Origin of the sequence: Pseudomonas sp. RIT623, assembly GCF_004519305.1 — a bacterium.
GTDB lineage: Bacteria > Pseudomonadota > Gammaproteobacteria > Pseudomonadales > Pseudomonadaceae > Aquipseudomonas.
In genome coordinates, this window is the sequence record NZ_SOZA01000027.1 from 22,742 (window position 1) to 47,399 (window position 24,658).

Annotated in this window: 20 protein-coding genes; 9 read left to right on the forward strand and 11 right to left on the reverse strand. The window is 64.0% G+C overall.

Annotated features, from left to right (window positions below; all coding sequences use genetic code 11):
- Nucleotides 1-52: 52 nt before the first annotated feature.
- A complete protein-coding gene (locus E3U47_RS17525; protein WP_134692937.1) occupies nt 53-1,426 on the reverse strand; it encodes an MFS transporter in 1,374 nt (457 codons plus the stop codon).
- Nucleotides 1,427-1,855: 429 nt separating this feature from the next.
- On the opposite strand from E3U47_RS17525, the gene quiC reads away from it, so the two are divergent.
- Together quiC and E3U47_RS17535 are read left to right on the forward strand one after the other, a co-directional pair.
- A complete protein-coding gene (gene quiC / locus E3U47_RS17530; RefSeq protein WP_134692938.1) occupies nt 1,856-3,748 on the forward strand; it encodes a 3-dehydroshikimate dehydratase QuiC in 1,893 nt (630 codons plus the stop codon).
- Between the two features lie 119 nt (nt 3,749-3,867).
- Nucleotides 3,868-4,530 (forward strand): TetR/AcrR family transcriptional regulator, encoded by a 663-nt coding sequence (locus E3U47_RS17535; protein ID WP_134692939.1) that lies wholly within the window; start codon nt 3,868-3,870, stop codon nt 4,528-4,530.
- A 42-nt stretch (nt 4,531-4,572) separates the two neighbouring features.
- Here the strand turns inward: E3U47_RS17535 and E3U47_RS17540 are convergent, their stop codons facing one another.
- Nucleotides 4,573-5,436: a shikimate dehydrogenase gene (locus tag E3U47_RS17540; protein WP_134692940.1), complete on the reverse strand. Its 864-nt coding sequence runs from the start codon at nt 5,434-5,436 to the stop codon at nt 4,573-4,575.
- Nucleotides 5,433-5,882 (reverse strand): type II 3-dehydroquinate dehydratase, encoded by a 450-nt coding sequence (gene aroQ, locus E3U47_RS17545; RefSeq protein ID WP_134692941.1) that lies wholly within the window; start codon nt 5,880-5,882, stop codon nt 5,433-5,435. The genes E3U47_RS17540 and aroQ overlap by 4 nt, the downstream gene beginning before the upstream one ends.
- A 245-nt stretch (nt 5,883-6,127) precedes the next feature.
- On the opposite strand from aroQ, the gene E3U47_RS17550 reads away from it, so the two are divergent.
- From E3U47_RS17550 to E3U47_RS17560, 3 genes are all read left to right on the forward strand, one after another.
- Nucleotides 6,128-7,342, forward strand: coding sequence for a TolC family protein (locus tag E3U47_RS17550; RefSeq protein ID WP_134692942.1), 1,215 nt, complete (start codon nt 6,128-6,130; stop codon nt 7,340-7,342).
- Between the two features lie 118 nt (nt 7,343-7,460).
- Nucleotides 7,461-8,678 carry an efflux RND transporter periplasmic adaptor subunit gene (locus tag E3U47_RS17555; RefSeq protein ID WP_134692943.1) on the forward strand — a complete coding sequence of 406 codons (1,218 nt, stop codon included), beginning with the start codon at nt 7,461-7,463 and terminating at the stop codon, nt 8,676-8,678.
- A gap of 15 nt (nt 8,679-8,693) precedes the next feature.
- Nucleotides 8,694-11,840 carry a CusA/CzcA family heavy metal efflux RND transporter gene (locus E3U47_RS17560; protein WP_134692944.1) on the forward strand — a complete coding sequence of 1,049 codons (3,147 nt, stop codon included), beginning with the start codon at nt 8,694-8,696 and terminating at the stop codon, nt 11,838-11,840.
- 72 nt (nt 11,841-11,912) lie between these two features.
- On the opposite strand, the gene E3U47_RS17565 is transcribed toward E3U47_RS17560, so the two are convergent.
- The 6 genes from E3U47_RS17565 to E3U47_RS17595 all read right to left on the reverse strand — a co-directional run bounded on the left by E3U47_RS17565 (nt 11,913) and on the right by E3U47_RS17595 (nt 16,595).
- Nucleotides 11,913-12,401, reverse strand: a complete 489-nt coding sequence (locus E3U47_RS17565; protein WP_134692945.1) for a DoxX family protein — start codon at nt 12,399-12,401, stop codon at nt 11,913-11,915.
- 21 nt (nt 12,402-12,422) lie between these two features.
- Nucleotides 12,423-13,040 (reverse strand): ferric reductase-like transmembrane domain-containing protein, encoded by a 618-nt coding sequence (locus E3U47_RS17570; RefSeq protein ID WP_134692946.1) that lies wholly within the window; start codon nt 13,038-13,040, stop codon nt 12,423-12,425.
- Nucleotides 13,041-13,271: 231 nt separating this feature from the next.
- Nucleotides 13,272-13,961, reverse strand: coding sequence for a sel1 repeat family protein (locus tag E3U47_RS17580; RefSeq protein ID WP_372239520.1), 690 nt, complete (start codon nt 13,959-13,961; stop codon nt 13,272-13,274).
- Between the two features lie 125 nt (nt 13,962-14,086).
- Nucleotides 14,087-15,172, reverse strand: coding sequence for a hypothetical protein (locus E3U47_RS17585; RefSeq protein WP_134692947.1), 1,086 nt, complete (start codon nt 15,170-15,172; stop codon nt 14,087-14,089).
- A 14-nt stretch (nt 15,173-15,186) separates the two neighbouring features.
- A complete protein-coding gene (locus E3U47_RS17590) occupies nt 15,187-15,819 on the reverse strand; it encodes a LysE family translocator (protein ID WP_134692948.1) in 633 nt (210 codons plus the stop codon).
- Nucleotides 15,820-15,821: 2 nt separating this feature from the next.
- Nucleotides 15,822-16,595: a YqcI/YcgG family protein gene (locus E3U47_RS17595; protein ID WP_134692949.1), complete on the reverse strand. Its 774-nt coding sequence runs from the start codon at nt 16,593-16,595 to the stop codon at nt 15,822-15,824.
- Nucleotides 16,596-16,768: 173 nt separating this feature from the next.
- Between E3U47_RS17595 and E3U47_RS17600 the strand changes: the two genes are divergently transcribed.
- Nucleotides 16,769-17,689: a LysR substrate-binding domain-containing protein gene (locus E3U47_RS17600; RefSeq protein WP_134692950.1), complete on the forward strand. Its 921-nt coding sequence runs from the start codon at nt 16,769-16,771 to the stop codon at nt 17,687-17,689.
- 318 nt (nt 17,690-18,007) lie between these two features.
- Here the strand turns inward: E3U47_RS17600 and E3U47_RS17605 are convergent, their stop codons facing one another.
- A complete protein-coding gene (locus E3U47_RS17605) occupies nt 18,008-18,499 on the reverse strand; it encodes a hypothetical protein (protein ID WP_134692951.1) in 492 nt (163 codons plus the stop codon).
- Between the two features lie 312 nt (nt 18,500-18,811).
- On the opposite strand from E3U47_RS17605, the gene E3U47_RS17610 reads away from it, so the two are divergent.
- Nucleotides 18,812-19,459 carry a hypothetical protein gene (locus tag E3U47_RS17610; RefSeq protein WP_134692952.1) on the forward strand — a complete coding sequence of 216 codons (648 nt, stop codon included), beginning with the start codon at nt 18,812-18,814 and terminating at the stop codon, nt 19,457-19,459.
- 424 nt (nt 19,460-19,883) lie between these two features.
- Here the strand turns inward: E3U47_RS17610 and E3U47_RS17615 are convergent, their stop codons facing one another.
- Nucleotides 19,884-20,795, reverse strand: coding sequence for a LysR substrate-binding domain-containing protein (locus E3U47_RS17615; protein WP_134692953.1), 912 nt, complete (start codon nt 20,793-20,795; stop codon nt 19,884-19,886).
- A 114-nt stretch (nt 20,796-20,909) separates the two neighbouring features.
- Between E3U47_RS17615 and E3U47_RS17620 the strand changes: the two genes are divergently transcribed.
- Both E3U47_RS17620 and E3U47_RS17625 read left to right on the forward strand, forming a co-directional pair.
- On the forward strand, nt 20,910-22,118 hold the full coding sequence (locus E3U47_RS17620; protein WP_134692954.1) for an MFS transporter: 1,209 nt from the start codon (nt 20,910-20,912) through the stop codon (nt 22,116-22,118).
- A 120-nt stretch (nt 22,119-22,238) separates the two neighbouring features.
- On the forward strand, nt 22,239-24,599 hold the full coding sequence (locus E3U47_RS17625) for a DNA polymerase II (protein WP_134692955.1): 2,361 nt from the start codon (nt 22,239-22,241) through the stop codon (nt 24,597-24,599).
- The last annotated feature ends 59 nt before the right edge of the window (nt 24,600-24,658 follow it).

Below are 24,658 nucleotides of genomic sequence, written 5' to 3' on the forward strand. Positions count from 1 at the left end.
CCTGGGGAACGGCTGATCGATAGGCACGATCCCTGGTTCGCACTCGGTCAGTTCAATGGCTGAGCGCTTTGAGTTGCTCCTGGCGATTGGCCTCATAGGCCTCGCGCGCCATCGGCCGCGCGTGCGGATTACCCAGGTCTTGCATCGCCAAGCGGTGTGTTTCCGGCGCCAGGTAGGCGGCGAAGGCGCACACGCAGGTGATCACGAACGCCAGCCCACCGACCACCAGCGGGATGTTATCCGACCCTGGTGGCGCCACGGTGGCGAACAGCGCTGGCAGCATGGCGGTGATCATGGTGCCGATGTTCTGGGCGATGGCCATGGCCGAGACCCGGTGGCGGGTGTGGAACAGCTCCGGGTAGAAGCTGGGGAACACCGCGTTGTACCCCTGGTAGACCATGCCCCACATGACGATCGAGGCGGCGAATGCCAGCGGTACATGCTGGATGCTGATCGCGTACAGGTAGACGAATGCCAGCAGCCCCGAACCCAGGCAGCCGGCGATCATGGTCGGGCGCCGGCCAATCCGGTCGGAGAGGTTGCCGACGAAGGGAATCACCAGCACCGCGACGATATTGCCCACCACCGGGATCCACAGGTACACGCTCTTGTCGAAGCCGATGCCGTAGGCGGGTTGTACCGCGTACGCGGCGCCGAAGATGGTGGCGACCACCGGGATCACGTTCATCAGGGCCATGAACATCACCAGCAGCATATGCCGCCAGCTGTGGCGGAACGCTTCGCTGATCGGTGACTTGACCACCTTGGCTTGTTGCTCTTCCTGGACGAACGCCGGGGTTTCGTGCACCTCCTTGCGAATGATGAAACCGGCGATCAGCACCACCGCGCTCATCAGGAAGGGAATACGCCAGCCCCATTCGTTGAACGCTGCGCTGGGCATGAAATAGGCCAACGGCAGGAACACCGCCGCCGCCATCACCTGGCCGGCCTGCACGCCTTGCAGGGTGAAGCTGGCGTAATAGCCGCGGCGCCCGAACGGCGCATGTTCCATGATCATCGAGCTGGCCCCGGAAATCTCGCCGGCCACGGCGAAGCCCTGGATCAGTCGCAGCACCACCAGCAGCGCCGGGGCCAGCAGGCCGATGTCGTGGTAGGTGGGCAACATCCCGACGGCCATGGTCGACAGGCCCATCAGGAACATGCACAGCAGCAGCACGTTCTTGCGCCCGCGGGTATCACCCCAGTGGCCGAGCACGAAGGCGCCGACAGGGCGCGCCAGGTAGCCGACGCCGTAGGTGGCCAGCGAGGCGATGATGGCCATCTTCGGGTCGCTGGAGGGGAAGAAGATCTGCGGGAAGATCAGCGCCGCGGCCTGGGCATAGATGAAGAAGTCGTAGTACTCCAGGGCAGAACCGATCCAGCCGCTGGCAGTAGCTTTGCGCGCTTGGGAGCTTGAGTGGGCCATGTTGTCTCCGTTGTTCTTGTCAGGGGCCGGTGGGTCAGTGCTGGAGGCACGAACGGCGGCTATGAGGAGAAGACGAACGAGGCATTGCGCAGCGTAGGGCGAGCAAGGTGTGCATAGGTCGGTACCCGTTTTCTTGAACTTATTATGTGGTGACGTTGGGCGTTGCAGCGCAGGGCCCGCCGAACGACCGGGCTGACCTGCGGCTGCTGTTCATGGTTGTGCACGAGGGCTGCTGAAGCAATTCGCCAAACGGGGTTTTGTTCGATAATCGAACAAAAACTAACTGTTCCGTACAAAGTGCGTTGCGAGGGCGACTTTACCTGCGAATAATCGATGCTGCCAGGCGCGACGTGCCAGATCCGCCCCATTTTTCCTGGATACGGGCTAGCCCTGGCACCAGTGGCCTCCCTAACAACAAGGAACTCCCCCATGCAGCGTTCGATTGCAACCGTGTCCTTGAGCGGCACCCTGCCGGAAAAACTCGAGGCCATCGCCGCCGCGGGCTTCGATGGCGTCGAGATATTCGAAAACGATCTGCTGTATTACGCCGGCAGCCCCCGCGAGATTCGCCAGCGCTGTGCCGACCTGGGTATCGCCATCAGCCTGTTCCAGCCGTTTCGCGACTTCGAAGGCTGCCCGCGCGAGCGTTTGCGCAAGCACCTGGACCGCGCCGAGCGCAAGTTCGACCTGATGCACGAACTGGGCACCGACCTGGTGCTGCTGTGCAGCAATGTGCAAGCCGATGCCCTGGGCGATGAGCAACTGCTGGTCGACGACTTGCGCCTTCTAGCCGAGCACGCCGGCGCACGCGGTCTGCGTATCGGCTACGAGGCCCTGGCCTGGGGCCGTCATGTCAACACCTACCAGCAAGTCTGGAATCTCGTGCGCCAGGCTGACCACCCGGCCCTGGGGGTGATTCTCGACAGCTTCCACACCTTGTCGCTCAAGGGCGACCCAGGGGCCATCGGCGACATCCCCGGCGAGAAGATCTTCTTCGTGCAGATGGCCGATGCGCCGATCCTGGCCATGGACGTGCTGGAATGGAGCCGGCATTTTCGCTGTTTTCCAGGGCAGGGCGAGTTGGACTTGGCGGGTTTTCTGGCGCCGATCCTGGCCAGCGGTTACCAGGGCCCCTTGTCGCTGGAGATCTTCAACGATGGCTTTCGCGCAGCGCCTGCCCGGCAGACCGCGGCCGACGGCCTGCGCTCATTGCTGTACCTGGAAGAAAAGACCCGCCTGCAGCTGCGGCGCGAGGCGCGCAGCCTGGCGCCGGACCTGCTGTTCGCGCCGCCTGCGGCCAGCCGCTACGAGGGTGTGGAGTTCCTTGAGTTCGCCGTCGACGAAAGCGTCGGCGCGCGTCTGCAGGGCTGGCTCAAGCGTCTGGGGTTCGCCACTGCCGGCCGCCACCGCAGCAAGGCAGTGAGCCTGTTGCGCCAGGGCGATATCAACATCGTGCTCAATGCCGAACCGTATTCGTTCGCCCACAACTTCTTCGAGGCCCATGGGCCATCGCTGTGCGCCACCGCGCTGCGGGTCAGCGATGGCCAGGCGGCGCTGCAGCGCGCCACGGCCTACCGTGGCCAGCCGTTCCGTGGGCTGGTGGGCCCCAACGAGCGCGAGATCCCGGCGCTGCGCGCGCCGGATGGCAGCCTGTTGTACCTGGTGCAAGCGCAGGGCGCAGGGCAGGGTATCTACCACAGCGACTTTCATCTGGACGGCCAAGCCCAGGCTAGCGGCGGTTTGCTGCGGATCGACCATATGGCCCTGGCGTTGCCGGCCGAGGCGTTGGACAGCTGGGTGCTGTTCTACAAGAGCCTGTTCGACTTCAGCGCCGATGATGAAGTGGTGCTGCCCGACCCTTACGGCCTGGTCAAGAGCCGCGCGTTGCGCAGCCCCTGCGGCAGCCTGCGCGTGCCGCTGAACATTTCCGAGAACCGCAATACCGCGATTGCTCACGCCTTGTCCAGTTACCGAGGCTCGGGCGTGCACCATGTTGCTTTCGCCTGCGAAGACGTCTTCCGCGAAGTGGCGCGGGCCAAGGATGCTGGCGTGCCATTGCTGGAGATCCCGCTGAACTACTACGACGACCTGGCGGCGCGCTTCGACTTCGATGACGAGTTCCTCAGCGAGTTGGCGTATTACAACGTGCTGTACGACCGCGATACCCAGGGCGGCGAGCTGTTCCATGTGTATACCGAGGCGTTCGAGGGGCGCTTCTTCTTCGAGATCCTGCAGCGCAAGGGCGGCTATGCCGGCTATGGCGCGGCCAACGTGGCGGTGCGCTTGGCGGCGATGGCCAAGGCACGCAAGGGCAGCGCTTAGGCGCTGCTCGCCCGCAAGGCTGGCGCCTGCGCTGCTGGGGCCGGCCAACACCGCGCTTCCCTGCATCGCCGCGCTCACGGATAATCGCCCGGATTCCCAAAACGAGCCTGTGAGTCGGTATGAGTGATTCGGTAGCCAAGCCCGAAGTCGAAGGGCTGCGCAAATCGCGCAAGAACAACCCGGAAAAGACCCGCGAGAACATTCTCCAGGCCGCCATTACCGAGTTCGTCCAGCAGGGCCTGGCCGGTGCCCGGGTCGACGCCATCGCCGAGCGCACCGCCACCTCCAAGCGCATGATCTACTACTACTTCGCCAGCAAGGAGCAGCTGTACCTCGAGTGTCTGGTCAAGCTCTACGGCGACATTCGCAAGACCGAGCACAGCCTTGAGCTCGAATCGTTGCCGGCCGAGCAGGCAATCCAGCGGCTGGTGGAATTCACCTTCGACCACCACGACCGCAACGTCGATTTCGTACGCATCGTCTGCACCGAGAACATTCACTACGGCGAGTACGTCAAGCAGTCGCCGGTCATTCGCGAGATGAGCAGCCTGGTGCTGCAGGCTTTGGGGCGAACCCTGGCGCGCGGGGTGGAGGAGGGCGTGTTCCGGCCTGGCATCGAGGTCATCGACCTGCATATGCTGATGAGTTCGTTCTGCTTCTACCGGGTGTCCAATCGCCACACCTTTGGCGATATCTTCCAGATCGACCTGGCCGATGAACAGGTCAAAAACCGCCACAAGCAGATGATCTGCGAGGCGGTGATGCGTTACATCAAGGCCTGAGCCCGTCAGCAAGGCCGGCCATCCACCGCGTCGCCAGGTTGCCTACAAGACGCCACGCTGCTGCAAGTGGGCAAAATGCGCCTGCATGCGCCCGGCATCGGCTGCCCGGCCGCTGAACAGCTCGAACGCCTTGACCGCCTGAAACACCGCCATGCTGCCGCCATCGAGGGTGCGGCAGCCCAGCGCCCTGGCGTGGCGCAGCAGTTCGGTTTGCAACGGGAAGTAGATGATCTCCGCCACCCACAACCCGGCATGCAGCAGTTCCGGCGGCAGGGGCGTGCCTGGCAACTTGGCCATGCCCACCGGCGTGGTGTTGACCAGCCCATCGGCCTCGGCCAGGGCCCCCGCCAGGTCGCTGCCAAGCATGGCCCGACCACTGCCAAAGCGTTGGCGGAGGTTATCGACCAACCCTTGCCCGCGGGCAAGGTCCACCTCGAACACCAGCAGCCGCTCGACCCCTTCGCCGAGCAGCGCATGGGCAACCGCCGCGCCAGCACCACCTGCGCCCAATTGCACCACCCGGCGCCTGGCGACATCCGGCAAGCCCCGGCGAAAGCCCTCGGCAAAACCCAGGCAGTCGGTGTTGTGGCCGATTCGCTTGCCATCGCGTAGCACCACGGTATTCACCGCGCCGATGCCTCGCGCCTCGTCCGACAGCTCATCGAGCAGGTCAAGGATCGCCTGCTTGAACGGGAAGGTGATGTTCAGCCCGGTAAAACCTGTGCGTTGCGCCGCTTCGAGCAACTGCGCCAGAGCGCTGTCGGGTAGCCCGAGCTGGTCGGCGTCGATCAGCCGGTACAGATAGCGCAGGGCCTGCGCGTCGCCCTCGTGCTCGTGCAGCGCTGGCGTGCGCGAGGCCTGGATACCACGGCCGATCAGGCCGGCGAGGATGCCTTGGCTGTTCATGCCGCTTGCTCCTTTAGGGTCTGGCGCAAGTAACTCAGGGCCATGGCGTAGCCCTGGCTGCCGAGGCCGCAGATCACTCCGACGGCGATCCCCGAGACAAACGACAGATGCCGGAACGGCTCGCGTTTGTGCACGTTGGACAGGTGCACTTCGATCACCGGCAGCTCGGCGGCGAGCAAGGCATCGCGGATGGCCACCGATGTGTGGGTCCAGGCGGCGGGGTTGATGACGATGCCGTGGCAGCGGCCACGGGCGGCATGGATCCAGTCGAGTAGTTCGCCTTCGTGGTTGGTCTGCCGAAACTCCAGCTCAAGGCCCAGTTCGTGGGCGCTGGCGGCGCACAGGCTGGCCAGGTCGGCGAGGGTTTGCTGGCCATATTGGATAGGTTCGCGGCAGCCCAGCAAGTTCAGGTTGGGGCCGTTGAGCACGAGGATTCGGGGGGGCATGGTGGGGCATCGCTTTGTTGTTTTTGGATGCCTTGGATATTTGTACTATCTGGTTAGTTTCGTCAAATGCTGCCGCCCAAGATCCGGGCGATAATCGCACATCGAAGCCGCCTGCAAGGTTGGCGCCTACACGGCGTTCGGTGTCGATTACAGAATTGTAATGTTCATGCCACCGCCCCGATAACCAGCGCTCCCTAAAGTCCCACGCCAAAGCATTCCGCCGCTTGTCGACGAGGACTTCCGCCGTGCCCATCCCCCGCAAGATCGCCTGGCTCTGCCTGCTCCTGGCTGGCCCCGCCAGCGCCCAGAGCCTGAGCCTGGACCAGGCGCTCAGCGCCGCGTTCGCGCAAAACCCCGAACTGGCCGCTGTCGGTCGTGAAATCGGCATCGCCGAGGGCGAGCGCCGCCAGGCTGGGTTGCTGCCCAACCCCGAGCTGTCCTGGGAGGTCGAGGACACCCGGCGCAACACCAGCACCACCACCGTGACCCTCAGCCAGGCCCTGGAACTAGGCGGCAAGCGCGGCGCGCGCATCGAGGTCGCCGAGGCCGGCCAGGCCGTGGCCCGGCTTGAATTGGAGCGCCAGCGCAACGGCCTGCGCGCCGATGTGATCCAGGCGTTTCATGCGGCCTTGCGCGCGCAGACCGCGCTGGAACTGGCGCAGCAGTCCCAGGCCTTGACTGAGCGTGGGCTACGGGTGGTGGAAGGGCGGGTGCGGGCTGGCCAGTCTTCGCCGGTGGAAGCGACCCGTGCCCAGGTTCAGTTGGCCCAGGCCCAGGCGGCGGTACGTCGCGCCCAGACCGAACGCAGCATTGCCTGGCAAGCCCTGGCACGGCTGACCGGCAGCGCCGAGGTGGGTTTCGAGCGTCTCGACAGCGCCAGCCTTTCGCCTGGCCCGGCGCCACGTGCCGAGCCGCTGCTGGCCAAGGTCGAGCAGACCGCCGACTGGCGCCTGGCTGCGGCGCAGGTCGAGCGAGGCGAGGCCGGCCTGGGCTCGGAAAAGGCCCAGCGGATCCCCAACCTGACCGTCAGCCTGGGCAGCCAGTACAGCCGCGAGGACCGCGAGCGGGTCAACGTGGTGGGGCTGTCGATGCCGCTGCCGTTGTTCGACCGCAACCAGGGCAACGTGCTGGCCGCCGCGCGGCGCAGCGACCAGGCCCGCGACTTGCGCAACGCCGTCGAACTGCGCCTGCGCAGCGAGACCCGCAGCGCCCTCGACCAGTGGGCCACGGCCATGGGCGAGGTGCAGGCCTACGACCGCACCATCCTGCCGTCGGCGCAGCAGGCGGTGGACACCGCCACCCGTGGCTTCGAGATGGGCAAGTTCGCCTTCCTCGATGTACTCGATGCGCAGCGCACGCTGATCGAGGCGCGGGGGCTGTATCTGGACGCACTGGCTGCGGCCACCGCCGCGCGGGCGCAGGTGGAGCGGATTTACGGCGATCTGGCGGTAGACCGCTGATGCATTCGTTCGCCGCCAAGCCAGCTCCTACAGGTTCCGTAGGCGCCGGCTTGCCGGCGAAAGGGCCGCGCAGCGGCCCCGGCGATTCGACTGACGACCCTTCCCAGCAGGAACAACAATGACCAACCCACGCAAACTCGCCATCCTCGCCGCCGCCATTGCCGCCCTCGGCCTGGGTGGCCTGGCCTGGACCGGCACCCTCGGCCAGGCCTCCAGCGGCCAGGCCCAGCAAGACGACCACGGCCATGCCGAAGAACAGGACGATGGCCACGGCCATGGCGCCTCGGAAGGCGAGGGCGAAAATCACGGTGAGGAAGAGGGCAAGCTGCACCTCAGCGCCGAGCAGATCCAGGCCGCCGGCGTGCAACTGAGCACCGCCGGCCCGCGAACCCTCGGCACCGCCATCAGCTTCCCAGGCGAGATCCGTTTTGACGAGGACCGTACCGCTCATGTGGTACCTCGGGTGCCGGGCGTGGTCGAGTCGGTGCAGGCCGAGCTCGGCCAGGCAGTCAAACGCGGCCAGGTGCTGGCGGTAATCGCCAGCCAGCAAATCTCCGAACTGCGCAGCGAGCAGCAGGCCGCCCAGCGCCGCCTGGAGCTGGCCCGCCTGACCTTCAGCCGCGAGCAGCGACTGTGGCAGGAGCGCATCAGCGCCGAGCAGGACTACCTGCAAGCCCGCCAGGCCTTGCAGGAGGCCGAGATCGCCGCCGCCAATGCCAGGCAGAAGGTCGCCGCCGTGGCCCCGGCCGGCCAGGGCAACCGCTTCGAGTTGCGCGCGCCCTTCGATGCGGTGGTGGTGGAAAAGCACCTGACCGTGGGCGAGGTGGTGGACGAAACCAGCAACGCCTTCACCCTGTCCGACCTGAGCCGGGTCTGGGCCACCTTCGCCGTGGCCCCGCGAGACCTGGACAAGGTGGTCAGTGGCCGTGGCGTCAGCGTCAGCGCGCCGGACCTCGGCGCCGAGGTGCAGGGCAAGGTGAATTACGTCGGCAGCCTGCTCGGTGAGCAAAACCGTGCGGCGACCGTGCGCGCCACCCTGAACAACCCCAACGGCGCCTGGCGCCCGGGCTTGTTCGTCAATATCGCGGTTACCGTCGAGCGCTTCGACGCCGCCGTGGTGGTGCCGCAAAGCGCCCTGCAGACCTGGGAGGAGCAGACCGTGGTGTTCGTCCGCACCGAGCAGGGCTTCGAGGCCCGCCCGGTCAAGCCCGGGCGCCGCGACAGTGGCCAGGTGGAGATTCGCGAGGGGCTCGCCGCCGGCACTGTCGTTGCCGCTGCCGGCAGTTTCGTTCTCAAGTCCGAGCTGGGCAAAGGCTCGGCCGAACACAGCCACTGACCGGGGACGCCTTCCATGTTCGAACGCCTTATCCAGTTCGCCATCGAGCAGCGCCTGGTGGTGATGCTCGCCGTGGTGCTGATGGCCGCCGTGGGCATCCACAGCTACCAAAAACTGCCCATCGACGCGGTGCCCGACATCACCAACGTGCAGGTGCAGATCAACACCGCCGCGCCCGGCTATTCGCCGCTGGAGACCGAGCAGCGCATCACCTTCGCCATCGAGACCGCCATGGCCGGGTTGCCGGGCCTCAAGCAGACCCGCTCGCTGTCGCGCTCGGGCTTGTCGCAGGTAACGGTGATCTTCGATGACGGCACCGATATCTTCTTCGCCCGGCAACTGGTCAACGAGCGCCTGCAGGTGGCCCGCGAGCAACTGCCCGAGGGCATCGAGGCGGCCATGGGGCCGATCTCCACCGGCCTTGGCGAGATCTTCCTGTGGACGGTAGAGGCCACGCAAGGGGCGCTGAAGGACGACGGCACGCCCTATACCGCCACCGACCTGCGGGTGATCCAGGACTGGATCATCAAGCCGCAGCTGCGCAATGTGCCTGGCGTGGCCGAGGTCAATAGTATCGGCGGCCACGCCAAGCAGTACCTGATCGCCCCGGAGCCCAAGCGTCTTGCCGCCTACAAGCTGACCCTCAACGACCTGATCGCCGCGCTGGAGCGCAACAACGCCAACGTCGGCGCGGGCTATATCGAACGCAACGGCGAGCAATTGCTGATCCGCGCGCCGGGCCAGGTGGCTTCGGCCGAGGACATCGCCAGCATCGTCATCTCCAGCGTCGATGGCGCGCCGATTCGCGTCAGCCACGTGGCCCAGGTCGGCCTGGGCCAGGAGTTGCGCTCCGGCGCCGCCACCGAGAACGGCCGCGAGGTGGTGCTGGGCACGGTGTTCATGCTGATTGGCGAGAACAGCCGCACGGTGTCCCAGGCGGTGGCGGCCAAGCTCGAGGAAATCAACCGCAGCCTGCCCAAGGGCGTGGTGGCGATTACCGTGTACGACCGCACCAACCTGGTCGAGAAGGCCATCGCCACGGTGAAGAAGAACCTCATCGAAGGCGCGATCCTGGTCATCGCCGTCTTGTTCCTGTTCCTGGGCAATATCCGCGCGGCGCTGATCACCGCCATGGTCATCCCGTTGTCGATGCTGTTCACCTTCACCGGCATGTTCAGCAACAAGGTCAGCGCCAACCTGATGAGCCTGGGGGCGCTGGATTTCGGCATCATCGTCGACGGCGCGGTGGTGATCGTCGAGAACGCCATTCGCCGCCTGGCCCATGCCCAGCAGCGCCACGGGCGCATGCTGACCCGCGCCGAGCGCTTCCATGAGGTGTTCGCCGCCGCCCGCGAGGCCCGTCGGCCGTTGATCTACGGGCAGTTGATCATCATGGTGGTGTACCTGCCGATCTTTGCCCTGACCGGGGTCGAGGGCAAGATGTTCCATCCCATGGCGTTCACCGTGGTGATGGCGCTGTTGGGGGCGATGATCCTCTCGGTGACCTTCGTCCCGGCGGCGCTTGCCCTGTTCGTCACTGGCAAGGTCAAGGAGGAGGAGGGCGTGGTCATGCGCACCGCCCGCGGCTGTTACGCGCCGGTGCTGGACTGGGTGTTGGGCCGGCGCAACCTGGCGTTCGCCGCGGCTGCCTTGGTAGTGCTGCTGTCGGGTGTGCTGGCCAGCCGCATGGGCAGCGAGTTCATCCCCAGCCTCAGCGAGGGCGATTTCGCCTTGCAGGCCCTGCGCGTGCCGGGCACCAGCCTGTCGCAGTCGGTGGACATGCAACAGCGCCTGGAAAAGACCATTATCGCCCAGGTGCCGGAGGTCGAGCGCGTATTTGCCCGTACCGGCACCGCCGAGATCGCCTCCGATCCGATGCCACCGAACATCTCCGACGCCTATGTGATGCTCAAGCCGCGCGAGCAGTGGCAGGACCCGGGCAAGCCGCGCGAGGCGCTGATCGCCGAGGTGCAAAAGGCCGCCGCCAGCGTGCCGGGCAGCAACTACGAGCTGTCGCAGCCGATCCAGCTGCGCTTTAACGAGTTGATTTCCGGGGTGCGCAGCGATGTCGCGGTGAAGGTGTTCGGTGATGACATGGCGGTGCTCAACCGCACCGCCGCGCAGATCGCCGCCAGCCTGCAGCAGGTGCCGGGGGCTTCGGAGGTGAAAGTCGAGCAGACCACTGGCCTGCCGGTGCTGACCATCGATATCGACCGTGACAAGGCTGCGCGCCACGGCCTGAACGTGGGCGATGTGCAGGACGCCATCGCCATCGCCGTGGGCGGGCGCAGCGCTGGCACGCTGTATGAGGGCGACCGCCGCTTCGACATGGTGGTGCGTCTGTCCGAAACGCTGCGCACCGATGTCGATGGGCTGTCCAATCTGCTGATCCCAGTGCCCGCCAATGCCGCGAGCGGCGCGACGCAGATCGGTTTCATCCCGTTGGCGCAGGTGGCCACGCTGAACCTCGAGCTGGGCCCGAACCAGATCAGCCGCGAGGATGGCAAGCGCGTGGTGGTGGTCAGCGCCAACGTGCGCGGGCGTGACCTGGGGTCGTTCGTCGAGCAGGCGTCGCAGGCCTTGATCGACCAGGTGCAGATCCCACCTGGCTACTGGACCCGCTGGGGTGGCCAGTTCGAGCAGTTGCAGTCGGCAGCCGAGCGCCTGCGGGTGGTGGTGCCGGTGTCGCTGCTGCTGGTGATGGCCTTGCTGCTGATGATGTTCAACAACCTCAAGGACGGGTTGCTGGTGTTCACCGGCATTCCCTTCGCCCTCACCGGGGGCGTGCTGGCGTTGTGGTTGCGCGACATTCCGCTGTCTATCTCCGCCGGCGTGGGCTTTATCGCGCTTTGCGGTGTGGCGGTGCTCAATGGCCTGGTGATGATCGCCTTCATCCGCAACCTGCGCGAGGAAGGGCGTGGCCTGCGCGCCGCGGTCGAGGAGGGTGCCTTGACCCGCTTGCGGCCAGTGCTGATGACCGCGCTGGTGGCGTCGCTGGGGTTCATCCCGATGGCCCTTGCCACCGGTACCGGTGCCGAGGTACAGCGACCGCTGGCGACGGTGGTGATCGGCGGCATCCTGTCGTCGACGGCGCTGACCTTGCTGGTGCTGCCGGCGTTGTACCAGTGGGCGCATCGGCGCGATGAGCCAGGGGTAGCGTAGGCCCCTGCCGCGGGGCAAGCCCGCTGCCACGAAGGCGTCGCTTCGTGGCAGCGGGCTTGCCCCACGATGTTTTCAGTGCCTGCGCCATAGCCAATGATCCAGGCTCAATCTTCCAGCCCCCTTCAACAGCAGCGGCAGCAATGCCACCAGGTAGATCAGCGGCAACTTGAAGTTGCCGAAACCCTGGTCGGTAATCGCATATCCCCGTCCTAGTTCCGCCAGGCTCGACCACTCGCTGGGCCAGTGCACCGCGGCAATCGCCACCACCGTCACCACCATCAGCACCGCCGACGCCAGTCGGGTCCCCAGTCCCAGCAGCAGGAGCAGCGGGCAGATCAACTCGGCCCACATCGACAGTTGCCAGTTCAATCCGGCCGGCAGCAGGTCGAAGGGGAATGGAAAACTGCCTTGCAGGTCGGCGAACCAGTTGTTGCCGTTGAACTTCTCAAGGCCCGATTCGAAGAACTCCCAGGCCAGGAACAGCCGCAGTGGCAGGTCGGCGCCCCAGTTGCCGGCATGCTCGAGGGCGGTGAAAGGGCGGGTAAGGTTTGGCGTCAGCATGTCGAGGCTCCTTGCATTGAGTCATTGGGACAACGAGGGGGTGGCGCGGCGCAAGCGCTGGGCTTGCTGGGCGATCAGCTTGAGGGCAATGGCGGCGAACATCAGGGCGAAGGCCAGGGGATACCAGCCGCCCAGGGGAATGCGCTTGTAGAACGACAGGCAGAACACCGCGGCCAGCACCCAGGTGCCGGTGCTGTGCAGACCCTTCCACAGGCGTGGGCCGAGCAGGCGCATGGGCGCCTTGAACGAGGTCAGGGTCAGCAGCAGGATGAACAGATAGCCTAGCGATCCGGGGATATTCGCCACGGCCGTGCGACCTGCCCAGAACAGCTCGGGGTAGCGTTGCGCATACAGGTAGATCAGTGCCCCGTGCACGCTGTGCGAGAAGGCGAAGGCCAGGCCGATGTAGCGCCGCTCACGCAGTAGTTGGCGGCTGGCCGCGCACGGCAGCAAAGTGACCAGCGCCGAGGCGAGGAAGGCCGCCAGGAACAAGGCGAACGAACTGCGTGCGGTGGCGCGGATGGCACTGCGCAAGCCTTCGACGCCAAACGGTTGGCTGAGCAGCATTGCGGCAGTCATCAGCAGGGTAAGGGCGGCAAGGGCAGTGAACAGCTTCCAGCCGCATGGCAGGGCTTTCATGGGTGGTTTCCCCGGAGCAGGCGGCGAGGGCGGGCTGCCTTCGCGCGGTGGTGGCCGGGAGTGTGCGGTGGTGGGGTATCTGCAGTGTGTCGCGCTACAGCGGGTTGTGTATCAATGTGTAGACGCCGGCTTGCCGGCGAACAACGGCGCAGCCGGTGCCATCCACTGCGGCGCCGGGTTCGCCAGCAAGCTGGCTCCTACGGGGAGGTTGGTGCGGGAGCGGGCGCTCACTTAGCGCTGGCTGGCCAGGCGTTGCTGGGCGGCGGCGCAGCCATTGATCTCCACCGCCTTTTCCAGGAAACCCTGGCGTTGCTGTGGATCGAGTTCGCCAAGCAGGCGGTAGATTTCCGCCTGATAGTCACGTTGGCGTCCCCACTGCATCTGCAACCCCTGCGGCCGGGCGCGGCTGCAGGCCAGGCGCGTCGCCGGTTGCGGATAGTAGGGCGCGTACAAGGTGGCCATGCTGGGCACCGCTGCCAACGCCTCGCGGTAGGCTGGGCTGGCATTGTAAGGCGTACACCACCGGGCTATGGCCAGTGCCGGTGGCGCGAAGCCCTGCTTGAGGCTGGCCTCCAGCAATGGGCAGGCAGCGTCGGCGATCTGCCCGGCAGGCAGGTAGGTGGTGTAATACAGCGCCAGGCGATACTGCGCCACTGGATGGCCAAGGGCGACCGAGCGCTTGAGCAGCGCCACGGCCGACGGCAGGGTATGGGCCATGGCCTGGCCCTGACGGCTCAGCTCGGGGTCCCCGGCCGAGGCGCGCAGCGGGCTGGCGCTGTCGTCCTGGCTGTCGGCCTGCTCCAGCAATGGCAGGGCCTGGCGATACAGCAGGTCGGCATGGGGGTCGATGTTCACCTCCAGCGCCTGCACGGCAAAGGCCGCCAGCAACAGTGGCAAAAGGCTCATGCGGCTTGCGCGCATGGCCAACAGCTGGGGGGCGACAGGGGAAGTCATGGCAGGTACGCGTATGCCTCAGGCGGATCAGGAGCGACGACGGCGTATTCTAGCCAGCCAGCGTGCTTCGCCGAAAGCCCGATCCGTCGTAATCAGCCCGGCTTGATCGGTGAAACCTTGCGCAGGGCATGGTTTTCCTGGGCCAGGCCGAGCTTGGCGGTGATGACCTTGGCCAAGGCGTTGTTGCCCAGGTCGTTGAAATGTAGGCGGTCGACGAACAGGTCCTGGGTAAAGGCTGGCGAACTGCCGAGCATGCAGTTCATGTCGTAGCAGGGGATTGGCTCGGCCTGGTTCTTGATGCGACGCAAGAAGGCCATGTGCAGTTGGCTGTCGAAAGCGCCGCCGATCAGGCGGTCGAAGTTCGACGGTTGGCGCTCGAGCGCGGCCAGCATGGCCTGTTCGCCGCTGGGCAGGGCTTCCCGGCACCAGGGCAGCAATGGCTGGAGGATGAAGGTGAGGGTGGTATGGCCGTCGGCCAGCAAGCGGTCCCATTGCCGCAGGGTGCGGCCGATGCTGTCGGCGGCGCGGATCAGGCGTTTGTCCGGGCTCGACAGCGGTTCGATGTCTGGCCACGGCGGCACGCGGCGCGACGCCAAGGCCTGGCCCAGGCGTTGCCAGAGCGATTCGCGGCGTGCAGGGGGCGTCGCTGGCACGCCTTCGTTGAAACGGTTGAGGAAGTCCTGGTAAACCTGGGCCCTTTGCGGGTCCTGGCTGCCGGCCAGCACTTCGCCGAGGGTTTCTTGGGCCAGGGTATTGAGGCCGCTGAGCACCACCACATGGCCGATCTGGCCAAAGCGATGCTGGTGGGTGAGGAACAGCAGCAGTTCCTGGGTCGCGTTGAGCCCGCAGCCGGCCAGGCTCAGCCAGACTTCGCCGGTCAGTTGCGACAGGTACGAGGCCACCGTGTGCTCGTCGGAGCTGGCGCCGATGCCCATGGCCGTGGAACCACCCACCAGCACATTGACCCGCGCCGCGCCACCGCGCTCGGCCACCGAGAAACGCTTGCCGGCGCAGTGGCTGTAGCGCAGCCCCAAGGCATCGGTGTTGATGGTGCCGGAGCGATAGCCGCGCTCATGTAGGTAGAGCATCTGCGGCGCCCGCCGACTGCCCCGTTGCAGAAAACGCTGGTAGTCATGGGGCAGCGGGCTGCCTGGCGAGGTGTCGTCGATCGGGGCCATGGGCGCTGCTCGGCTCAGGCCGCCAGGGCCTTGAGGTTGTACGCCAGGCCAACGCCGGCGATCAACAGCAGCGCCACGCCGGACGCCAGGCTGATCACGCGGTTGCTGCGCGGCGAAGCGATCTTGCCGATGGCGAAGATGTACAGGCTGAGCACGGCGAAGTCGATGGCGATCCACAACAGCGACAGCACCAGCATGCTTTTGCCGAACGATTCGGTGATCTGGATGAACTGCGGGAAGAAGGAAATGAAGAAGATGATGTCCTTGGGGTTGGAAATACCCACCATGAAGCCCTGCAGCAAGCCGCCACGCCCCGGTTGCACCACCGGCGTATCCGCTTCGGGGCTGTCGGCCGGTTGCTGCAAGGCTTCGCGCAGGGTACCCAGGGCGATGTAGCCGATGAACAGGCAACCCAGCAGGCTCATGCCGTTGAGCCAGTTCTTGTCGATGGCCGCGCTGGTCATGATGATCCAGGCCGCGGCGCCGATCAGCACCAGTGACGCCCAGTTGGTGCCCACGGCGGTGAACAGTGCCTTGCGCGAGCCCGAGGCGGCGGCGGTATTGACGATCAGCGCCACCACCGGGCCAGGGGTGGCGATCAGCAGCAGCACGGTGAGGGCGTAAGTGGCGGTCAGGGCGGTATTCACATTCAATTCTCGATCAGGGGAGCAGCAGTTGCGGTATGGAACGGGCAGCGCGCCGGGTTCAGCGACCCGGGCTCCTGCAGTTGGTATTGGCGCCACTCGAAATTGTCGTCCTGGCCGAAGAAGCCAAGGGAGTCAGGCATCACGCCGTCGTTGTAGTGGTGGACCCGGTCGCGAATGCGCGCGCGGATGCGCTGGCCGCTTTCGGTACTGGCGCTGGCCACTTCGTCGAAACTTTCCCGGGGGTTGATGACGAAGGCGATGTGCTGGCCCAGGTTGCGGCTTTTCATCAGTTGGTGACCGGGGAAACTCATGTTGACGAACAGCGGCATGCCGGCGAAACAGAACGCCCAGCGGGGGTCGTGGGGGTCTTGCGGCACCTCGGCTGGCCAGGGCCGCGGGTCGCGGGCGTGAACCTGGTGTAGCACCTCCCAGGCCAGGCCCTGCTGGGCGGCGAGCGAGGTGGCCGGGTCGGTTTGCAGAAACACCAGCAGCGGGTGGCCGATGCGTTGCTTGAGCGGGATCGGTTCGACAGTGCTGATGTAGTCGGCCAGGCCCCGGGCGATATCGTCGGCCAAGCGCTCGGCACGGGCGAAAATCACATGGCAGGTGCGCGCGGTGACCGCCTTGCGCCCGAATAGGCAAGGGAAGTCGGGGTTGGCCAAGGTTTGCTTGAAGTGTTCTATGGTCTTGTGCGTCCAGTGGTGCCGGTTGTGCACATGTTCATCGGCCAGCTCTAGCGCGTCCAGGCGGTAGCAGTTTCCATAACCCGTAAACATGATTTCCCCAGGTCTATCGATGTGACCGCGTCAAGGTGATTTTTCCGGCATATCCATGCGGTTTGGCTATATAAAATTGTTATTTAGCAGCATTTTCCGTGAGGGTCGCTGCGTTGTAAAACGCCTGGAACTATGACCTACTATGAGCCTTGCTCATGCTCTGGAAGGCGCTCATGTCGGAACGGATTCAAGCCTTGCACGCCCTGCGGGCCTTCGAAGTGGCCTCGCGCTACGGCTCTTTCACCCGTGCCGCACAGGAGCTGGCCCTTACCCAGGGCGCGGTCAGCCATCACATCAAGACCCTCGAGGCGCTGTTCGGTTGCGACCTGTTCGAGCGCCGCGGCCCCAAGTTGCGCCTGACCGAGCATGGTCGGTTGCTGGCCCAGGAGCTCAAGGTCGGCTTCAAGATCATCGAAAATGCCTGCGCGCTGTTGCGCCAGGACCGTTATGGCATCCGTCTCAAGGCGCCGTCGACGCTCACCGTGCGCTGGCTGTTGCGGGCGCTGGACGGATTCAAGAAAGCCGACAACAGTTGCGCGGTGCAACTGTCCAGCGTATGGATGGACATCGACGCGGTGGATTTCTATTCCGAGCCCTACGACTGCGCCATCCTCCTGGGCAATGGCCGCTTCCCGGCCGAGGTCGAGAGCCTCAAGCTGTTCGACGAATGGCTGATCCCTGTCTGCCACCCCAGCTACCTTGGCAACCCCGCGCCACCGCTGTCGGTGCTCGACGACTGCGAGTTGCTTCATCCCTCGCCGGACCGGCGCGATTGGCGGCGCTGGCTGGCGCGCCTGGACGCGCTGGAGATCGGCATCGACCAGGGCCAGGTATTCGACACCCTCGACCAGGGCATTTCGGCAGCCCAGCAAGGCCTGGGCATTTCGGTGGTCGACCTGGTGCTGGCCAGCGCCGACCTGGCGGCGGGCAACCTGGTCACGCCATTTCCACAGGCGGTGGCCACCGGCGACGGCTACTACATGACCTGGCTCAAGGCCAGCCCCAAGGCCCACCAGATGCACAAGTTGCGTGAGTATCTGGTGGCGCAGGTGCCAGTTCTGGCACACAGGGACATCAGTTATCTGTATGGGTGATGGCGCTTCTCTATATGTGAATCATGGGCAGGCTTGTTACGGCTGAGTTGATCGGGAGGCTAGTATCCTGCATGGTTAATTCGTTTATGTTCTTTATTTGTTCCGCCCAATGATTTCGGGGGCTTTTAGATTAAAGAACTAACCGATCGGGACACTAGGCTCTGCCTCGGGAACAAGCTGTTCACTTTTGGCGGTGTCTTGGGCGCCCGGGCGGCGTTGCCACTCTTCGCCATAGCCCTGCTATGACTCGTTGCGGCGCCTTGACCGAACACCCAAGCCACTGGCCAAAAGAGAACGTAACAGGCGTGAAGCTATTTGTCAGGCAGCGCTAAGCCTGACGCGCGCGTAAAAGGTACCAATAAGTCCACCATTTGCGCCAGGTTCTGGGAGATCAAGCAAGTATAAGTGGGGCATGTAATATTTTCCATTGTACATGATTTTTTTATTGGATGCCGCGGCCACCATGTCGAGTGCAGAGTCTCCCCATATGTCGTCGTATAAATTTCCAGGAAGGTCTAAAATGCATCGGTCTGATACATCCATGATGGTGTTGTCGTTGTTGCTATCATCCACTGGTCTCAATGGATGCTCATCCACGTTGTCTTTTTCGCCTACGATTTCAATCGATTCGATGTACAACGAGGACCCATTTTTGATTGTCTTGTACTTAAGCTCTTTAGGTCGAATGCTCAAGGTTGGTTTTTCGCTCCTGAATATTCGTAGGGAGCTAGAGTTCTCTACCGCTTTGGCGACAGACCATGCCAAACGGGGGGGGACAGTGAAAATTTCGCCCTGAAAATTAAATTTCATTGTAAACCTCCTTGGTTGTTGGTTCCTGCGCATCCTATTTACCAAGTGGGGCAGCGAGTGACAACTAGTAGTTTTGCTAGGTGTGGTTCAGGTGCGTTCTCTGATATAGCTGCGGAGAACGCTGCGTCGTTCCATTAACCGATGGAAGGCTCATCCGGGGAAAGAAAGGAGCGCATGCAGCACGGGTCAGACGGCCTGTCCTGAGTAAGGAGGAGAACCTATAGGGACCTGTTAGTTTTACTAGTGTCCAAGCTGTGCTATCGGAGTGAATAATGAAATTGCTCCTATTCCCTACCCTCGGAGGAAACAAGCATGACTAACAAATCTGGCGCTATGGATAATGACAAGAACGTAAATTGGGAAATCGATAAAAACTTCCCTTTTAATTTGGTGGAGACAGAGCTCAGTACGCAAGGTAACGGTTATTTTTATAGGATTGAAGTTCTGTTGAAGGTGGGTGAGATCGCATCAGTCACTACGATTCCTTCGGAGGATCAAAGGTTTGCGAATGTTCAGCCTTGGGGTAGTTCGTGGGGGATTTACAGGTTTTATAAATTTGGCAGTGCCAGAACTATCAATAATCCATCGCGCCACGTTCCGGGGCCGTTGAGTATTAAAAAAGATGTACTCACGTTAAGTTATCATATCTGGGCTCAGCAGAATGACGATACTAAGAAGTTTGATCATCCGATGAATATGGTGATCATTGATCGTGGCTATGCGAACATGATTGAATCTTTGACGAAAGACAAAATAGAGGACGTTATGGCTGACCCGGATCATCCAGCACGCAAAGAGCTTTCTACGCAGTCCGGGCGATACAATCTTAGGGCTGAGGCGTACACTGGGGAGGATGATGAATATATCTGGATGATGATGCGCTTCGTCTTCTTGGGAAGCACGGCCAGTTTCAAAGTGGTCAAAAAAAAACGACCGAGCGTTGATGGGTCGTCTGCCTGAATGGATGAATGATAGATGGGTTCAATTGTGCACGAAAAGTCTTGAGGGAAAAGCAGCCGAGCAAGCGGAGCCTGCTGGAGTACATGAGCCTTGTGAGGCTGTTTTCAACGCAGCATGAATGATTCTCGTACAGATCCGATGAGTCGCCAGGGCCGCGATCAAGCTAAATGAGAATCGGCAAGCAATGACGACTGACACGCTTCAATGGCTCCGCCGACACAACACATGGGAGCATCGTAGGATACGTTAGGCTCTGTACGAAAAGCCTTGATACTCGTTCATACTGCGTTGAAAACAGCCTCGGAATATTCAAGGACTTCAGTACACTGCGCTTGCTCGGCTGTGTTCGCCTTGCCTGACCTTCGTCTCAAGACTTTCCATACAGCGCCTAAGTGTCGCGCTGCCGAGCCAAGCGCTTGCAGTACTACCGACTAGCCTGTTCACACGCGGTTTTCAGCAATAGTTGCGCCACCATGAAATCGATGAACACCCGCAACTTCGGCGGCATCTGCCCGCCCGAGGGCCACAGCAGATAAAAACTGCCGCGCCGCTCCATGAACCCGTCGAGCACGCTCACCAGCCTGCCGGCGGCCAGCTCGTTATGCACGCTGAAGTCCGGCAGGCAGGTGATGCCGCGATCATTGAGGGCAAAGCAGATACGCGTCTCGACATGGTTGCAGACCATGGCGATGGGAATGGCGTAGTCCTGCTCGGGGTGCTCCCGGCGCAGTGGCCAGACTTCCAGCTTGCCGGTGCTGGGGAAGCGATAGTGCAGGCAGCGGTGCTCGGCCAGATCGCGTGGGTGCTGCGGTGTGCCGTGTGCGCCCAGGTAGGCCGGGGAGGCGACCAGGCGGTGCTGGAAGTGCCCGAGAAACTTGGCGTTGAGGCGCGAATCCAGCGGCTGGCCACCGCGCATCACCACATCGAAGCCTTCGCCGACGATATCCACCATGCGGTCGCTGAAGTCCAGGTCCAGCTCGATGTCCGGGTAGCGCGCCATGAACTCGGCCAGCGCCGGCATCACCAGCCCAGTCACCTGCGGCAGGCTGACCCGCAAGCGCCCGCGCGGGGTGCTGCTGGCCTGGGACAACGCCTGCTCGGTGGCTTCGATCTCGGCCAGGATGCGCTGGCTACGCTCGAGAAACAACGCGCCTTCGGCGGTCAGGGTGATGCTGCGGGTGCTGCGGTGGAACAGGCGCACCCCTAGGCGTTGTTCCAGGCGCGCGACGCGCTTGCCCACCGCCGAGGCGCTGATGCCCAGGGATTGGCCAGCGGCGACGAAACTGCCGGCTTCGGCGATTCGGTTGAACACCACGAAGCCGCTGAGGCTGTCCATGTTGCGCTCCTATTACGGACATTTTTGTCCGATATGAACGGCATTCTAACCGTCTTTTTCCGTAATGCCTCGTTATCACAACATAGCGGTCTTGATCGACAGTTGGAGGCATCCATGCATACACCTTCCCCCGCGGCATGCGCCGCCGAAAGCGCCCCGGCGACGCGGCTGCCCTTGAGTGGGCTGTTGGCCCTGGCCCTGACCGGCTTCATCGCCATCCTCAGCGAGACCCTGCCGGCCGGCCTGCTCGACCAGATCGCCACGGGCATGCGCATCAGCCAGGCCATGGCCGGGCAGTGGGTGACCGCCTACGCGCTGGGCTCGTTGCTGACGGCGATTCCACTGGTAACCTTGACCCAAGGCTGGTTTCGGCGCCGGGCCCTGTTGCTGGCCATCGGTGGTTTCGTGCTGTTCAACGGGCTGACCGCTGTTTCAGCGGATAACACCCTGACCTTGCTGCTGCGTTTCCTGACCGGGGCCGCTGCCGGGTTGGCCTGGGGCCTGATCGCCGGCCATGCCCGGCGCATGGTGGCACCGGCGCAGCAGGGCAAGGCCATGGCAGTGGCGATGCTGGGGCAACCCATTGCGTTGTCGCTGGGGTTGCCGATCGGCACCTGGCTGGGGGCCTTGCTGGGCTGGCGCGCCACTTTCGTGGTGGTGACGCTGGCGGCATTGTTGCTGGTGGGCTGGGTGCTGCGGGCGGTGCCGGACTTCCCCGGCCAGGTGGCGGGCAGGCGCCCGGCGGCGCTGGGGGTGTTGCGTACCCCTGGGGTGGCGCGGGTGCTGCTGGTGATCCTGGCGTGGATCCTGGGGCACAACATTCTCTATACCTATATCGTGCCGTTGTTGGCGGCGCTGGGCATGGCGGGCGAGGTTGGCCAGGTGCTGATGACCTTCGGCCTGGCATCGTTGGCTGGCATCGCGCTGGTTGGCCTGGGCGTGGACCGCCACCTGCGCGGGTTGGTACTGGCATGCCTGGCTGGCTTTGCCCTGGCCACCCTGGCGTTGGGGCAGGTGCAGGGCTCGGCATGGCTGGTGCATGCCAGCGTGGCGTTGTGGGGATTGACCTATGGTGGCGCGCCGACCTTGTTGCAGACCGCCTGTGCCGACGCGGCGGGCGAGGGCGGCGATGTGGCGCAGTCGATGCTGGTGACGGTGTGGAACAGCGCGATCGCCCTGGGCGGGATCATCGGCGGTTTGTTGTTGACCGGGGCCGGGGTGGCGTCCTTTGGCGCGGTGGTGCTGGGGTTGGTCGCCGTGGCCGGGTGGCTGGTGTTCGCTGGGCGTCGCGCGGGGTTCGCCAGTGGCGCTCGCCGGGGATGATGCGCGAGTGGGTTCGCCAGCAAGGCTGGCTCCCGCGGACTGGGAGGGCAATGCTGTAGGAGCCGGCTTGCCGGCACGGTAGAATCGCCATTTGCGCTCCAGCTTTGCGAGGTTCACGCGGTGCAGTTGCAACGGGGCTTTGTCCTCACCCGTCATTGGCATGACACGCCCGAAGGCACTAGCGTGGAGTTCTGGCTGGCCACCGACCAGGGGCCTAGGCGGTTACGCCTGGCGCCCCAGCCTTCGGTGGCGTTCATTCGCGCCGCACAGGCCGATCACGCCCGGGCGCTGCTGGCCAACGAGCCGGGCGTCGAACTCAAGCCCCTGCACCTGCGTGATTTCGACCAGCGTCCGGTGCTCGGCCTCTACTGCCGTCAGCATCGTCAGCTGATGACCCTCGAGAAGCGCCTGCGTGGCGCCGGCATCGAGGTGCTAGAGGCCGATATCCGTCCGCCCGAGCGTTACCTGATGGAGCGCTTCATTACCGCCCCGGTGCGTTTTGCTGGCCATCCCGATGCACAAGGCACGCTATGCAACGCCCAGCTCAAGCCCGACCCCGACTACCGCCCGCCACTGCGCCTGGTGTCGCTGGATATCGAGACCAGCGAGCGTGGCGAGCTTTACAGCATCGCCCTGCAAGGCTGCGGACAGCGCACGGTGTATATGCTCGGCGCGGCCGAGGGTGAGCACCCCGCGCTGGACTTCGAACTGCACTACTGCGCCGATCGCGTGGCCATGATCGACAGCCTCAACCGTTGGCTGGCCCTGCACGACCCGGATGCGATCATTGGCTGGAACCTGGTGCAGTTCGACCTGCGTCTGCTTTTCGAACATGCCCGCCAGCTCGAGGTACCCCTGTGCCTGGGCCGCGATGGCGCGCCGCTGCACCTGCGTGAGCATGGCAGTCGCAATCACTTTTTCGCCGAAGCGCCCGGGCGCTTGCTGATCGACGGTATCGAGGCGTTGCGCTCGGCCACCTGGAGCTTTCCCTCCTTCAGCCTGGAAAGCGTCGCCCAGCAGTTGCTCGGCGAAGGCAAGGCGATCGACACCCCGTACGCGCGCATGGAGGAAATCAACCGGATGTTCGCCGAGGACAAGCCGGCGTTGGCCCGCTACAACCTCAAGGACTGCGAACTGGTCACGCGGATCTTCGCCCATGCCCGGTTGCTCGACTTCCTTCTCGAGCGCGCGTCGGTCACGGGCCTGGCCGTGGACCGCAGCGGCGGTTCGGTGGCCGCGTTCTGCCACCTGTACATGCCGCATATGCACCGCCTGGGCTATGTCGCCCCCAACCTTGGCAGCCGCCCCGAACAGACCAGCCCCGGAGGTTTCGTGATGGATTCGCGCCCAGGGCTCTACGATTCGGTACTGGTGCTCGATTACAAGAGCCTGTATCCGTCGATCATCCGTACATTTCTCATCGACCCAGTGGGGTTGGTCGAGGGGCTGTGCCAGCCGGATGACGGGCACTCGGTGGAAGGCTTTCTGGGCGCCCGATTTTCTCGCGGCAGCCATTGCCTACCGGCCATCGTCGAGCGGGTATGGCAGGGCCGGGAGGCCGCCAAACGGGCAGGTAACGCGCCGTTGTCGCAGGCGTTGAAGATCATCATGAACGCTTTCTACGGGGTGCTGGGTTCCAGCGGTTGTCGCTTCTTCGATCCGCGCTTGGCGTCCTCGATTACCCTGCGAGGCCATCAGATCATGCGCCAGACGCGCCTGTTGATCGAGGCCCGGGGCTACGATGTGATCTATGGCGACACCGACTCCACCTTCGTCTGGCTCAAGCACGCCCACAATGAGGCTGCGGCGGCAGACATCGGCCAGGCGTTGGTGGCAGAGGTCAACCTGTGGTGGCGGCAGCATCTGCAGGTATCGATGGGGTTGGAGAGTACCCTGGAGTTGCAGTACGAGACCCACTACCGACGCTTCCTGATGCCGACCATTCGCGGTGCCGATGAGGGCAGCAAGAAGCGTTATGCAGGCCTGGTGCAGTGCGACGATGGCAGCGAGCAGATGGTCTACAAGGGCCTGGAGTCGGTACGCACCGACTGGTCGCCGCTGGCCAGGCAATTCCAGCAGGCGCTGTACGGACGGATCTTTCGTGGCCAGCCCTACCGTGATTACGTGCGCCAGTACGTGCTGAGCACCTTGGCCGGTGAACAGGATGAACTGCTGGTCTACCGCAAGCGCCTGCGCCGCCCGTTGGCCGACTACCAGCGCAACGTACCGCCGCACGTGCGTGCCGCCCGCCTGGCGGATGACTACAACCGCCATCTGGGTAGGCCACTGCAGTACCAGCGAGGAGGCTGGATTCACTATGTCATGACCACGGCCGGTCCCGAGCCGCTCGAGAACCGCCAGGCCCCCATCGATTACGAACACTACCTGAGCCGCCAGCTACAGCCGGTGGCCGACGCTATCCTGCCCTTCGTCGGCGACGACTTCGCGACCCTGACCGCTGCCCAGCTGATGCTGTTCTGAATCTCGCCTCGCGCCGCGAAACGACCCTGTCAGGTTCAAGTCGCGTGCCAATCATCAAC

Coding starts and splice junctions, on each gene's coding strand:
- E3U47_RS17525 (WP_134692937.1), bottom strand. CDS start 1,426: ATGGCCCACTCAAGCTCCCAAGCGCGCAAAGCTACTGCCAGCGGCTGG.
- quiC (WP_134692938.1), top strand. CDS start 1,856: ATGCAGCGTTCGATTGCAACCGTGTCCTTGAGCGGCACCCTGCCGGAA.
- E3U47_RS17535 (WP_134692939.1), top strand. CDS start 3,868: ATGAGTGATTCGGTAGCCAAGCCCGAAGTCGAAGGGCTGCGCAAATCG.
- E3U47_RS17540 (WP_134692940.1), bottom strand. CDS start 5,436: ATGAACAGCCAAGGCATCCTCGCCGGCCTGATCGGCCGTGGTATCCAG.
- aroQ (WP_134692941.1), bottom strand. CDS start 5,882: ATGCCCCCCCGAATCCTCGTGCTCAACGGCCCCAACCTGAACTTGCTG.
- E3U47_RS17555 (WP_134692943.1), top strand. CDS start 7,461: ATGACCAACCCACGCAAACTCGCCATCCTCGCCGCCGCCATTGCCGCC.
- E3U47_RS17560 (WP_134692944.1), top strand. CDS start 8,694: ATGTTCGAACGCCTTATCCAGTTCGCCATCGAGCAGCGCCTGGTGGTG.
- E3U47_RS17565 (WP_134692945.1), bottom strand. CDS start 12,401: ATGCTGACGCCAAACCTTACCCGCCCTTTCACCGCCCTCGAGCATGCC.
- E3U47_RS17570 (WP_134692946.1), bottom strand. CDS start 13,040: ATGAAAGCCCTGCCATGCGGCTGGAAGCTGTTCACTGCCCTTGCCGCC.
- E3U47_RS17580 (WP_372239520.1), bottom strand. CDS start 13,961: ATGCGCGCAAGCCGCATGAGCCTTTTGCCACTGTTGCTGGCGGCCTTT.
- E3U47_RS17585 (WP_134692947.1), bottom strand. CDS start 15,172: ATGGCCCCGATCGACGACACCTCGCCAGGCAGCCCGCTGCCCCATGAC.
- E3U47_RS17595 (WP_134692949.1), bottom strand. CDS start 16,595: ATGTTTACGGGTTATGGAAACTGCTACCGCCTGGACGCGCTAGAGCTG.
- E3U47_RS17600 (WP_134692950.1), top strand. CDS start 16,769: ATGTCGGAACGGATTCAAGCCTTGCACGCCCTGCGGGCCTTCGAAGTG.
- E3U47_RS17605 (WP_134692951.1), bottom strand. CDS start 18,499: ATGAAATTTAATTTTCAGGGCGAAATTTTCACTGTCCCCCCCCGTTTG.
- E3U47_RS17610 (WP_134692952.1), top strand. CDS start 18,812: ATGACTAACAAATCTGGCGCTATGGATAATGACAAGAACGTAAATTGG.
- E3U47_RS17615 (WP_134692953.1), bottom strand. CDS start 20,795: ATGGACAGCCTCAGCGGCTTCGTGGTGTTCAACCGAATCGCCGAAGCC.
- E3U47_RS17620 (WP_134692954.1), top strand. CDS start 20,910: ATGCATACACCTTCCCCCGCGGCATGCGCCGCCGAAAGCGCCCCGGCG.